The sequence below is a fragment of the Xanthomonas sp. BRIP62409 genome, assembly GCF_003992965.1.
GTDB lineage: Bacteria > Pseudomonadota > Gammaproteobacteria > Xanthomonadales > Xanthomonadaceae > Xanthomonas > Xanthomonas euroxanthea.
In genome coordinates, this window is the sequence record NZ_QEZJ01000028.1 from 124,508 (window position 1) to 139,117 (window position 14,610).

Here is a 14,610-nt window from a genome sequence, read left to right on the forward strand (position 1 = left end):
TCTCGTCGCCGTGCGCTCCACGTCCGAGCTCGCGGCATCGCTGGATGATCGTCTCCGCAGCACCCACGCCGGGTTGACCGAGGTCCTGGCACATGCGGACTATCCATTCCAGCTTGTGGCGCGTGCGCTGCATCAGCGTGGCGATGGATCTTCCCAGCTGTTCGACACGGTTTTCGAGTACAAGAGTCGCCGCTTCTTCGCGCTGCCCTCGACACGGAGGGAATGGGCAGGGGTGCGCTTCGAGCCCGTGGAAGGCCTGTACCAGGAGGGCGAGTATGCGCTCGCCTTCAAAGTTGCCGAGCAGGAAAGCGGCTATGTCCTGTACTTCGACCATGACGCCAGCCAGGTCGCCGAGTGCACGGCCCAGAGCTGGCTGCATTCGATCGTCATCGCGATCGACGCTGCGCTGAAGCCAGAGCGCAGCGTCGATCGCGGTGCGGTTCTTCCCGAGCAGGCTGCTTGGTGCCCGCTGCACGAGGTGATCGCTGTGCAGTGCCAGCGCTATCCGCAGGTGCCGGCTGTGGTGCACGAAACAGCGCAACTCAGCTACGCTGAACTCGACGCGCGATCGAACTCCCTGGCCGAACACCTGCAGCGCGCTGGCGTTGCTGCGGACTCCCTCGTCGGCGTATTGCTGGAGCGGTCGACCGATGCGGTATGCGCCTTGCTCGCGGTATGGAAGGCCGGGGGCGCCTGTCTGGCCCTCGATCCGGAACTCCCGGCCGAGCGACTACGCTTCATGATCGAAGACGCGGCCCCCGTGGCGATCGTCACACGCGCGCAGCTACGTGAACGACTGCCCTGTGCGGTGGAGCATCTGGTGCTCGTCGAGGCGATCACCGACACCGCCGCTGGCCATGTGGCGCCCGTTGTCGTGCCGGGACAACTCGCCTATGTGATCTACACCTCAGGCTCCACCGGCACGCCCAAGGCCGTGGCGGTGCCGCACGCAGGCCTGGCGAACCTGACGCTTACCCAGGCCGAGGCGTTCGGAGTGACGGCAGGCGAGCGGGTACTGCAGTTCGCCCCCTGGACGTTCGACGCATCCGTCTGGGAAATGGCAATGGCCTTGCAGGCCGGTGCCACGCTGCATCTGGCGCCTGGCGGCTCGCTGCAGCGCAGCGGACAGCTCGCCGAGCTCATGCAACAGCATCGCATCAACGTCGCCACGTTGCCGCCATCTGCACTGACGTTGCTTGAATCGGTGGACCTGCCCGAACTCCGCCTGCTCATCGTGGCGGGCGAGGCATGCGCGCCCGCGCTCGCCGCGCGCTGGAGCAGACGGTGCCGCTTCGTCAATGCGTACGGCCCGACCGAGACAACGGTCTGCGCCACATTCAAGATCTGTGATCCTGTACCGCCCATCGTTGGTGATGCAACGCGCGGGCAAAGCGATCCGGACGTGTCTCTTCCCTCCGGCTCGCTGTCCATTGGACGGGCAATCAGGGGCACGAGCACCGTGGTGCTGAATCCGGAGACGTTGCAGCCGATCGCCCCTGGTCAGGTGGGAGAACTGTTCGTGGGGGGCATCGCGTTGGCGCGGGGGTATCTGCGCCGCCCGGGGCTGACAGCAGAGAACTTCGTCGCCAACCCCTTGGGGCCGCCGGGAAGCCGCCTGTACCGCACCGGCGATCGCGTGCGCGAGCTCGCCGATGGCGAGCTGCAGTTCGTCCAACGTGTCGATGCACAGGTGAAGATCCGCGGCTCGCGGGTCGAGCTCGGTGAAGTCGAGACGGTACTGCAAGCCCATCCGGGCGTAGCGCAGTGTGCGGCTGTGGTGCTGGACGAACGCAAGCAACTGGCGGCGTTCGTTGTTCCTTCGCAGCTCGCCGGCATTGCGGATGCTGCAGCAGTAAGAATCTATCTTGCCAAGCATCTGCCGGATTACATGCAGCCGGCACGGGTCACCCTGGTCCCGCAGCTGCCGACCAACGCGAACGGCAAGGTGGATCGACGCGCCCTGGCAGCAGGTTGGCAGGACAGCCACACGAAGGAGCAGCACGCGATGGGACATGCCCCTGCTATCGAGTCGACCGTAGGTTCGATCATGCGAGAAGTGTTACGTGTGCAGGACGTGGCATTGGATGAAGGCTTCTTCGACATGGGCGGTGATTCCATTCTCGCCGTGAGCGTGGCGCGTCGCATCGCCGAGGCCTTCGACATGCCGTTCGACGTGACCGCTTTGCTGAAGCTGGCCAGTGTGCGAGGGATCAGCCGGCACATCGCCGAGTTCCGCGCCGGTGATACCGTCCAGGCGGCCATCGCCATGCCTGCTGCCGCGGTGGAGTCATGCGGCACCATGCCCGATCGTATCGACGACTGTGTCGCCATCATCGGCATGTCCTGCCATGTGCCCGGCGCACGCGATCATCGCCAGTTCTGGGAAAATCTACGCAACGGCGTAGAAAGCATCGAATTTCTCAGCACCTCAACGTTGCAGTCGCTGGGCGTGCCGGAAGCGCTGTTGCAGACGCCGGGGCTGATCACTGCGCGCGCCACCATCGAGGACAAGGACTGCTTCGACGCCGAGTTCTTCAATATTTCCGCACATGATGCCCAGGCGATCGACCCGCAAGTGCGGATGCTCTTGCAGCATGCCTGGAAAGCGGTCGAGGATGCCGGCTACCGGCCATCGGACATCGCCGACGCGGGGGTGTTCATGACCGCCGCCAATGCCGGTTACCACAGCGATGCTCCACCGGCGGCATGGAGCGTGATGGGAGGCTCCAAGCAGTACGTCGCCTCTGCATGGTCACAGCCCGGTGCACTGCCCACCGTTATTTCCCACCGCCTGGGTCTGCGTGGGCCGAGCTTGTTCGTCCATTCGAATTGTTCGTCATCGCTGGTTGCGCTGCATACGGCATACCGCAGCGTGGTTGCCGGCGATACCAGGCATGCGCTGGTTGGCGCTGCCTCGCTCTCGGACAGCGTCACACTCGGCTACGTCGCCGAGCGCGGCATGAACTTCTCCAGCGACGGGCATCTGCGGCCGTTCGATGAGCGAGCCGACGGCATGCTCGGCGGCGAAGGGGTGGCAGTGCTGCTGCTGAAGCGCGCGCGCGAGGCGATCGCGGACAAGGACCCGATTTACGCGTTGTTGCGCGGAGTCGCCATCAACAACGACGGTGCCGATAAAGCGGGTTACTACGCACCCGGATTGGCAGGGCAGGCAGAGGTCATTGACAAGGTGCTGAGCACTAGCGGCGTGGATGTCGAAACCATCGACTATGTCGAAGCCCACGGCACAGCGACCAGGTTGGGGGATCCGCTGGAGGTGGCGGCGCTGGTCGATGCGTTCGGACGCCACACGTCGCGGCGTCAGTTCTGCGGCATCGGTTCGGTGAAGAGCAACATCGGCCATCTGGATACGGTGGCCGGCCTGGTCGGCTGCATCAAGGTGGCGCTCGGCCTGAAGCACGCCCAGATTCCAGCCTCGCTGAACTACGACACGCCCAATCCTGCCATCGATTTCGCAGCGTCGCCTTTCTACGTGGTGAGCAAGCACCTGACGCTGACTCCGAGACAGACCCCGCATCGCGCAGGTGTCAGCTCGTTCGGTATCGGCGGTACCAATGCCCATGCGCTGCTGGAGGAATTCCACGCGCCTTCCATCGGCACCGCAGCAACAGCCCGCTGCCTGGTGCCATTGTCGGCGCGCAAGCCTGAGCAGCTGCGCCAGTATGCGGTGGATCTGCTGTCATTCCTGGAACGCTATCCGGACCTGGATCTTCACGATATCGCCCACACCTTGCAGGTCGGGCGCGAACCATTCGCTTGTCGCCTCGCGCTGCAGGCCTCCAGCGTGGACGAACTCTGCGTGGGCCTGCGCGGATTCATCGGCAAGGACGCTCTTGCCCAGGACAGGGGTCAGAATGGCACCGCTCCCCAGTGGCTGGATGGTGGCGAGTTGCAGCGCCTGCTCCCCTACTGGATTCAGGCCGGCCACTGGCACAAGGTCGGCGAGGTCTGGATGGCGGGTGCAGACCTCGACTGGACGCTGTGCCGGACGGGAGCGCGCGCGCCGCGTCGGATCTCGTTGCCGACCTATCCCTTCGCTCCGACCCGCTATCGACGGTCGACACCGGCGCTGCCTGCAACGCAGGAGCATACGTTGCATCCGCTCCTGCATCGCAACACCTCCAGCCTAGCCGAGCACCGCTATACGACCCGCTTCAGCGGAACGGAGTTCGTGTTCGCCGACCACGACGTGCGCGGTGCGCGATTGCTGCCGGGCGTGGCTTATCTGGAAATGGCACGCGCCGCAGTGGCGCAAGCGCTGCGCTCGATGGAGACGCCGATCCTGCTGAGCAATGTCAGTTGGTTGCGTCCGCTGGTCGCCGCGACCGATCCGCTGACCGTGCATGTGCGAGTCGATAGGCGCGATGCCAGGAACGTCTCGTTTCAGATATACAGTCAGTTGGACGATGCACCTGACTGCGTCCACTGTGAGGGAACCGCTTCGCTGGCGCCGGAGGCACGCGGTGAGCAACTGGACATCGCGTCTCTGCGCGGTGCGTGCGGCCAAGCCGCACAGGGGGATGCCTGCTACGCCCTGTTCGACCGGCTTGGCTGCCGCTATGGCCCATCGCTGCAGGCATTGGTGGAAACCGCTCCTGGGCAGGCGAAGGACGGCACCCGCTTCGCGCTTGGACGCCTGCGACTGCATGCGCAGGCGGTTCGCGACCGGCGCTTGGTCCTGCATCCGGGGCTGCTCGACGCTGCGCTGCAGGCCTCCATCGGCATGGGACTGGTCGACGGGGTGCTGGCCGAGGACCAACTGGAGCAGACCCTGCCCCTCAGTGTCGACAGGGTGAGCATCCTGCAACCACCGGGAGAACAGGCCTGGGTGTATGTCTGCGAGGCTGCCGGAAGCTCGCAGTTGGTGCACAAACTGGATGTGCGCATCTACGACGCGCAAGGACATCTGGTCGTCGAGATGGCGGGTCTCAGTGCGCGGGTGGTGGCCCCGACTCCCGCAGGGGCGCGCAGCACCGTGTCCGAGCTTCCTCCTGCGACGCCGGGCCAGTCGCTTGGGGCGATCCCGCTGGTCCCAGTTTGGGAATGCCTGGGGCCACAGACGGCGATCACCGATAGCGGCCAGTCGCGGCGGGTGCTGTTGATCGGTTCCACGCCACCGCTGGCGACCTCGCTGCGCGAGGCCTGCGGTCAGGATGCGCTCTGCACGCTACCGGCAGACGCCGGACAGGCCGAGTTGACCTCGCTGATTCTTTCCCAACGGCCCACGCATGTGGTGTGGATCGCCCAGGACGTTCATGCCGGGTCCGATCCGCAGCAGCATGTCCTGTGCTGTCTGCGCCTGGCCAAGGCGCTGTTGCACGCCGGCTACGAGACCCAACCGCTGCACCTGGCGGCGATCACCAGCGGCGCACTCGCCGTGCACAACGCCGAATCCGGTAATCCGGCGCAGGCCGCGCTGCATGGCTTCATCGGCGCATTGGCCAAGGAATATCCGCACTGGGCGGTGCATGCATTCGATGTGGATCATGCCGAGCATTGCCCATGGCCGATTGTGCTTGGTGCCTCAGCGGACCCGGAACGCAGCTCGACCGTACTGCGTGGGCACAATCGCTATGCGCAGCGGCTGATTCCGGCCGTGCTGCCGGCCGCCCTACCCACACGTCTTGTCGAAGGCGGCGTCTACGTCGTGTTGGGAGGCGCGGGCGGGCTTGGCCAGGCATGGACTGACTATCTGTTGCGTCACTATCGCGCCAATGTGGTCTGGTTGGGCAGGCGCTCGCCGGAGGGCGAGATCGCGCACGCCGTGCAGCGGCTCAGCGCGCTCGGCGGCAGCCTGCGCTACCTGCAAGTGGACGCACGCCAACGCCCCGCGTTGGAAGCGGCGTTGAAGCAGGTCGAAACCGAGCATGCGGTCATCCACGGCTTCATCCACACCGCACTGAGCTTGCACGATCGCGGTGTCATGGCTGTCGATGAAGCCGAGTTCGCCGATGCCCTGTCGTCCAAGATCCTGACCGCAGCGGCACTGGCGGGCGCACTGGCGCGCTATCGTCCCGCACATTTCGTGTTGTTCTTTTCAGCGCTCCAGAGCTTCAATCCCTCACCAGGCCAGAGCAGCTATGCCGCAGGCAGTGCCTATGTCGACGCATTGGCCACCTGGCTGCGTCGCAACGGCCAGGCATCGGCACGCGTCATCAACTGGGGCTACTGGGGCAGCGTAGGGATCGTGGCCTCGGAGGCGCATCGGCGGCGCATGGCGCATCTCGGTGAAGGCTCCATCGAACCCGCAGAGGCCATGCCCTTCATCGAAAGCGTGCTGGCCGGGCCATTCGAGCAGATGGCGTTGCTCAAGCGCAGCGCCGCGCATGGCGGCGTCGCGCTGCCAATCGTCACCGACGATAGGGTGGAGCTTGCAACGGCGCTGGCCAATGGACGCTTTGCCATGTCCGATCCATCGCTATCGGTGGAACTCCCCGACCTTGCGTTGCCGGCAACGCCTGACCCGCTGGATGCGGTCCTTGCATGCGGCCTGTTCCACCAGCTCAGCGTGTTTGCTGGCGGCACCGCGTCCGCGCTGTCGCTGGCCTCGCTCCACGCTCGGCTTGCAAAGCCGCAGGTGTATGGCCGTTGGTTGCACGAAGCGCTGCGCTTTTTGTGCGCGTCGGGATATGCGCGTGCGCGCGAAGATGGGGAATTCGAGCTCGAACGCTCCGCGTCAGATGCCGATTGGGCAACGGTGGAGCGCTACTTCGCCAAGGCCGGGAGCACCGAGAGCGCGCGCGCCCATGCCGACCTGATCGAACCGATGCTGCGCGCGTTGCCGGACATCCTTGCTGGTAGACGCCAGGCGACCGACGTCATGTTCTCCAACGCGTCCGTGCAACGTGTCGAGGATGTCTACAAGAAGAACCCGTATATCGACTACTACAACCGCATCGTGGCGGTCCTGGTTGGTCAGTATGCCGAGCAGCGACTGCGCAGCGATTCGAACGCGCAACTGCGTTTGCTGGAGATCGGCGCGGGCACGGGGGCGACCAGCCAACGCGTGTTCGAGACGTTACGGCCGCTGACGCCGTCCGTGTCGGAGTACTGCTATACCGACATATCGCGCGCCTTCCTCGGACATGCCGAACGGCAGTACCGGCAGCAGGCACCGTATCTGCGTTGCCTGCTGCTGGATATCGAACGTCCGCTCGCCGAGCAAGGACTGGACTGCGGAACGTATGACGTGGTCATTGCGACCAACGTCCTGCATGCGACCCGGGAGATGCATCGTACCGTGCGCCATGCCAAGAGCGGACTTGCACGCAATGGCCTGCTGATCATCAACGAGATGCAGGGCCATGGCTTGTTCGCACACCTGACCTTTGGCCTGTTGCCAGGATGGTGGGCCTACCAGGACGGCTGGTTGCGGGAGTCGGGTTCGCCCGGGCTGGCGCCAGCGACCTGGCGCCGGGTCCTGGAAGAAGAAGGATTTCGCGCGATCCGTTTCCCGCTAGGGGAGACGCATCGATTCGGGCAGCAAATCATCATTGCGGAGAGCGACGGAGTGTTTCGACAGAAGAGCAGGGCGGTGCAGCCTTCACGCGAAGACCAAGGTGCACGGCCCCCGGCCGGTGCGCTCCCTCTCCGGGCCGACCCATCTGGCGCCGAGACATCCGGTGCCGAAGCACCCCGTGGCGCGATGACCGTTTACGTGCGCGGTCTGGTTGCCGAGGTGCTGGAGTTGACCGCAGACGACATCGATGCCGATGAACCTTTCGAGAGTTACGGCATCGACTCGATACTGGCCATCCGCCTCGCCAATGCCTTGCGGACGCGCTTCCCCGATGTGTCCAGCACGGTGATCTTCGAATATTCCAATGCACGCGCGCTTGCCGGATATCTGCAATCGCTGCCGACCAATACAACGGCCGTGGCGCCGGTGAAGCCGATCGCCTCGCCGCGTTCTACGTTGCAGCCGCGCACCGTGGAGACCGACCTCCTGGGAATCGTGACCGCATATGTCCGTTCGATCGTCGGCCGTACGCTGGAACAGCCGATCGATGAGATCGATATCCATGAGCCGCTGGAGAACTATGGCGTGGATTCGATCCTCGCCATCCGTGTGGCCAACGAACTACGCGCGAACTTCGAGGATGTCAGCAGCACGCTGCTGTTCGAGCACCGTACCGTCGTCGCTATCGCCGCGCATCTATTGGCCACGCAGGCCGACAGTGCGAGACGCCTGCTACCTTCGGCGGCGGTACCCACGAGCGGCCTGTTGCCGTCGCCTCCGGCCGCAGCCGAGGTTGCCGATCCCTTCGCCACTCCCCCCCTTGCCCCGGCGCAGGTGGCCGCTGCCCCCCACCAGGACCGGGCGATCGCCATCATCGGCGTCTCCGGGCGCTATCCGCAGGCCGCCACCCTCGACGCTTTCTGGGAGCGGTTGCGCTGTGGAGAAGACTGCATCACCGAGATCCCGGCCGAGCGCTGGAGTCTGGACGGCTTCTTCGATGCCGATCCGGCCAGCGCCATCGCACAGGGGTGCAGTTACAGCAAATGGGGCGGTTTCATCGATGGGTTCGCAGACTTCGATCCGCTGTTCTTCGGAATCGCGCCGCGCGAGGCGATGGCGATCGATCCGCACGAGAGGTTGTTTCTTCAGGAAAGCTGGCGGGCGTTCGAGGACGCCGGCTATACGCGCGCCAGCCTGGCCAGCAAGCATGCGCGCCGGGTCGGCGTCTTCGCCGGCGTATCCCAGTCCGGCTTCGAGCGCTGCGCCAGTGGCCAGGATCCGGACGGTGATGCGATCCATCCGCAGACCTCGTTCGGCTCGGTGGCCAACCGGGTTTCCTACTTGCTCGATCTGCAAGGCCCAAGCATGCCGATCGACACCATGTGCTCCTCGTCGCTGACGGCCATCCATGAAGCCTGCGAGCACCTGCTACGCGACGAGTGCGACGTGGCCGTCGCCGGTGGCGTCAACCTCAACCTGCATCCATCGCGCTACGTGGCATCGTGCGAGGGAAGATTTCTGTCGACCTCGGGACGTTGCCGCAGTTTCGGTGCCGGAGGCGATGGATTCGTTCCTGGCGAAGGCGTCGGTGTCCTTGTCCTCAAACGTCTCTCCCAGGCCATCAGCGATGGCGATTCCATCCATGCGGTGATTCGTTCGACCAGCATCAACCATGGTGGCAAGGCCAAGGGCTATACCGCGCCCAATCCGGCGGCCCAGCGCGAACTCATCAAGGCCGCGATCCGTAAGGCGGGGATCAGCGCCCGCGACATCTCGCATGTCGAGGCCCACGGAACCGGAACCGAGCTTGGCGATCCGATCGAGATCGATGCGCTGACCCAAGCCTTTCGGGGGTCGACCGCCGAGCGCGGATTCTGCGCGCTCAGTTCAGTAAAGAGCAACATCGGGCATTTAGAGGCCGCCGCAGGCGTCGCCGGAGTGACCAAGGTACTGCTCCAGCTCAAGCACCGCCAATTGGTGCCTTCGTTGCATGCGGAAGTGCCCAACCCGCATATCGATTTCGATAGCAGCCCGTTCCGACTGCAGCGCGAACTGGCGACCTGGAACCCTCCCGCAAGCGGGCTGGGCAAACGGATAGCCAGCGTGTCTTCGTTCGGTGCCGGCGGCTCGAACGCGCATGTGATTATCGAGGAATACGTCGGCCACCCATCGCCGGCGACAGCTGGACACGGACCGTACCTGGTGCTGTTGTCGGCAAAGGACGATGCACGTCTGGATGAATACATGCGCCACTTGCTCCAGGCGTGCGGTGCGTTGGACGAATCGCAGCTGGTCGATGTGGCGTACACGTTGCAGGTGGCACGCGAAGCGATGGAGGTGCGGTTCGGCTGCGTGGTGCAATCGCTGGCCGAGCTGCAGGACACCCTCGAGCGATTCCTGCGTGAGAAGACCACTAGCGGTGACGTCCGTTATGGAGACACCCGCAGCGCTCGCAAGACCCTGTCCTGGTTGCGCGACGACGGCGATATCCAGACGCTGCTAGCAACCTGGCTGGCGCGCGGCAAACTGGAGCGGTTGCTGGAGGTGTGGGTCGCTGGCGCCGCGCACATCGATTGGGAGCAGCTGTATCCGCAGGCGCGCCCGCGGCGGATACCGCTTCCGACGTATCCATTTGCAAAAGAGCGTTACTGGATGGAGGCATCCGCGCCAGCGTCGTCCGTCGCGAGCCATGCCACGTCTGCGCTGCATCCGCTGGTCCAGCGCAATACATCGTCCATTCACGGGCTGCGCTTCAGTTCCACCTTCAAGGGCAACGAACCGGTCTTCGCCGATCACGTCGTCGCCGGCCAGGCGATCCTCCCTGCAGTCGCCTACCTGGAGATGGCACAGGCGGCCGCCACCTTGGCACTCAACGTCGAACAGGTGAGTTCCCTCCGCATCAGCGATGTGGTCTGGCTCAAACCGGTGATGGCCGGCCCGGTCCCGCTGCACCTGCACATCCAGGTGACGCCGCAGGACACCGACCTGGTCTGCGAGTTTCTGCTCGACGAGGATGCCCGCGGTGCCGACGGCTCGCATGCCTCAACGGCACCTTGCGCCCGAGCCAGGGTCTCGATGCAGCCGCAGGTGGGGGCGGTACGGGACATCGCCGCGCTGCGCGCCTCGTTGTCCGGCGCACCGATGGACGGCGACAGCTGTTACCGCGAACTCAGCGCCATGGGCGTCGTGTATGGGCCCTCGCACCGAGGCCTGGTCGAACTGCAGGCGGGCCAGGACGCGGAGGGCCGCTTTGTGCTGGCGCGTCTGTGCCTGCCAGCGCTGGCGGATGCAGGTCGCCTGGGTCTTCCTCCCGGCCTGCTGGATTCGGCAGTGCAGGCTGCCGGCTTCCTTCACGATGTCGCTGCCGCAAGCGACACCCACGGCCCGGCGTCGGTGCCGTTCGCGCTGGATAGCTTGCAGTGGTTCTGTCCCTGTCCACGCGATGGCTGGGCCATCGTCCGACAAACGACGTCGGGCCTGGCGCAGACCCATATCGACATCTGTGACGACACCGGTCGCCTCTGCGTCCGCCTGCAAGGTCTGACCGGCAGGACGTATCGCTCCGGTTCCGGCGTGACCGGGACAGCGCAGACGATTTTCATGGCGCCGGCGTCGGCACCGTTGCCGGCGCCGCCCGCACATGACCAGCACACGCAAAGGATCGTGCTGGTGTGCGATCTTCCGGCGGCGGCAGTGGCGCCGTTCGCATCAGCTTCCCAGACTAAAATCCTGCAGAGCACCGCGATCGATACGGCCGAGCGCTTCACCGCCTACGCCGAGCAACTGCTGGATGTCCTGGGAACGCTGCAGCGGCAGCGTACGGGTCAAACAACCCTGCTGCAGGTTCTGGTACCGCAACGCGGCACTGGCCGTCTTCATGCAGGACTGGCCGCGTTGTTACGCGCTGCGGAGTTGGAAACGCGCGGGCTGCGCACCCAGCTGCTGGTGTTGGAACACCCGCAGGTCAGTCCTGTTGCTGCCGTGCCGGACATGCCGCGTGGCGATGCCCTGGTCGAGATCGAGCCACCGAGTCGCGGCACCCCCGGGCCCTGGCGCGACGATGGTGTCTACCTCATCACGGGTGGCCTGGGCGGCATTGGCAGGGCGGTGGTGGCCGACATAGCGCGTAGCGTGCGATCGGCGACCGTCATCATCGCAGGCCGCAGCGATCTGGACACGGGCAGACGCGAGCACTTGGCCGAACTGGTCGCCCTCGGCGTACGCGTGGAATATCGCCGGGTGGACGTTTCGCATCGCGCCCAAGTGGACGAGCTGGTGGAGGAGATCGTCGGGCACTTCGGTTGCCTGCACGGCGTACTGCATTGCGCGGGCAGCGCCCATAGCCGCCTGCTCGCTGCACTGACTGCATCCGAACTGCACGAGGTGCTGGCAACCAAGGCATTGGGCGCGCGCTATCTGGACCTTGCAACGCGCCATCTGGCATTGGACTGCTTCGTACTGTTTTCGTCGCTGACGACGCGTACCGGCGCCATCGGCCAGGCGGCCTACGCAACGGCCAACGGCTTTCTCGACGAATACGCACAATACCGTCATGAACTTCAGGCGCTCGGCGAACGTAGCGGGCGGAGCCTGTCCCTTGCGTTGCCCTACTGGGCGACCGATGGCGGTATGCAGCTCCCGGCCGATATGGTCCAGGTCATGCGGCGGCAGGGATTCGTCCCGCTGGATGCGCAGACCGGCGTGGATGCGCTTGCCCGCGCGCTGGCCACGGACCTTCCGCAGCTCGCGGTCGCACATGGCCAGCCCGCGCAGATTCGCCGCCTGCTGTTGGGCAGCACGGCGGCCGGGACTGGCATGCCGACGCCAGAGCCTGAGCCGGTCCCGCCAAAGACGCAGACCATCGATGCGCTACGCGAGTTTTTGGCCCGGCATTTGATGATCGCTCCGGCGCGCATCCATGCCGATGCCACCTTCGACGCGTTTGGGATAGATTCGGTGGTCGCAGTCAGACTGACTGCCGCGCTGGAGAAGCAGTACGGCCCGCTGTCCAAGACGCTGTTCTTCGAACATGCCACGGTCGCCGACCTGGCGGCCCATCTGGCTGCACAGCGGCGCTTGCCGTCAGCGGAGGTAGCGCCGCCATCTGGCGCCATCCTGCCACCGGCCGATCAGGCCATGGCCGACGCAGATGCGGACGTGTCGATGAAACCAGGTAGCGATGTCGCCATCATCGGTCTGGCGGGACGCTACCCGCAGTCGCCGACGCTGGAGGCCTTTTGGGAGAATCTCAAGGCAGGCGTCGATTGCATCAGCGAGATCCCCTCGGATCGCTGGGACATGGCATCGTTCTTCGATGCAGAGCAAGGCGTGCCCGGCAAGAGCTACAGCAAGTGGGGCGGCTTCATTGATGGAGTTGCCGACTTCGACCCCGGCTTCTTCAACATCTCGCCGCGCGAAGCGCCGATGATGGATCCACAGGAACGGTTGTTCCTGATGTGTGCACATGACGCGATGGAAGACGCCGGCTACACCCGGGAAGCGCTGAATCAGAACGCCCAGGCCAGGGGCGCGGGGGTCGGTGTCTTCGTCGGCGTGATGCACACCGAGTACCAACTCTACGGCGCCACTGCACAGGTGGGCGGTGAGCCGCTCGTACTGGGATCGGGTATCGCATCGGTCGCCAACCGGGTGAGCTATTTCGGCAATTTCCAAGGACCCTCGCTGGCGGTCGACACCATGTGCTCCTCGTCATTGACCGCGATCCACCTGGCTTGCCAGAGCTTGCGCGATGGCGATTGCAGCGTGGCGATCGCCGGTGGGGTGAATGTCTCGCTGCACCCGAACAAGTATCTGGGCCTTTCCCAAGCCAAATTTGCCTCCAGTACCGGCCGTTGCGCAGCGTTCGGCGATGGCGGCGATGGCTACGTCCCTGGCGAAGGCGTTGGCGCGGTCCTGCTCAAGCCGTTGGACAAGGCCATTGCCGACGGCGATCGTATCTACGGCGTGATCAAGGGCAGCGGCATCAACCATGGCGGGCGCTCGAATGGATTCACGGTGCCGAGCGCCACGGCGCAAAGCCAATTGATTGGCCGGGTCCTTGAGCGCAGCGGTGTGTCACCCAGAGCGATCGGGTACGTCGAGGCGCATGGCACCGGTACCGCCCTGGGTGATCCTATCGAGATCGCCGGGCTGACACGTGCGCTGCGCAATGGAACCCAGGACACCCAGTTCTGCGCCATCGGCTCGGTGAAATCCAACATCGGCCATTGCGAGAGCGCGGCGGGAATTGCTGGACTGACCAAGATCTTGCTGCAGATCAAGCATGCGATGCTGGTTCCTACGCTGCATGCGCAGCGTCTGAATCCGAACATCGATTTCGCGCAGACCCCGTTCGTCGTCCAGCGCACGCTGGAACCGTGGCAGAGCCAACGCGATAGCGACGGCGCCTCGTTGCCGCGCACTGCGGCGCTGTCTTCCTTCGGCGCGGGGGGGGCCAACGCCCATGTCGTGGTGGAGGAGTTTCACCCAGCTGCACGGACGGTCCCCGATCCGCATGCGCCGTCCGGTCCGGACCTGATACTCCTCAGTGCGCGCGCGCCTGATCGCCTCGTGCAGGCGGCCAGGGACTTACGGGCTGTCTTGTCCACCGTGCCGCATGATCCGGCTGAGTTCCACGCGATCGCCCGTACCCTGCAGACCGGACGCGAACATCATGCGCACCGGCTTGGGCTCTCGGCGTGGTCGATCGCCGAAGTTTGCGAGAAGTTGCAAGCCTTCATTCAGGGCGATCGCCACAACGTGGCCTGTGGTGAGGTCGATGAGGCAGCGATGCGCGTGCTGTCGCCCACCGAGCTTGCCGCCATGCTCGAACGCGGCGAAGAGCGGCGTTTGCTGGACGCCTGGGTAACGGGGGCGCAGTGCCCGTGGGGCTCCCTGTACCACGAGCGGTATCTGCCCACCTTACGCCTCCCCGGCTATCCGTTTGCGCGCGCGCGCTATTGGGCGCCTGACCTGTTTGGCGCAGGTCGGCTTGCCTCGGTGCCAATGGAGGAACTGTCTGGCCACAGGTCTGCTGGCACGCGCGACGCACCTGCTACGGCGGCGACCGCACCGCCTGTAGCGGTTCCGGTGAATACCAGCAATTCTCCCCCGGCCCCGGCCCGCGGCAATGG

1 protein-coding gene (running past one end of the window) is annotated in these 14,610 nt (G+C 65.1%); it reads left to right on the forward strand.

Going from position 1 to position 14,610, the window contains the following annotated elements; translation table 11 throughout:
* Positions 1-14,610 carry part of the coding region annotated (locus EO170_RS17645; protein WP_126946973.1) for a non-ribosomal peptide synthetase on the forward strand (this coding region is incomplete at its 3' end). Its footprint begins 944 nt before the window's first position, so 14,610 of the 15,554 annotated nt are shown.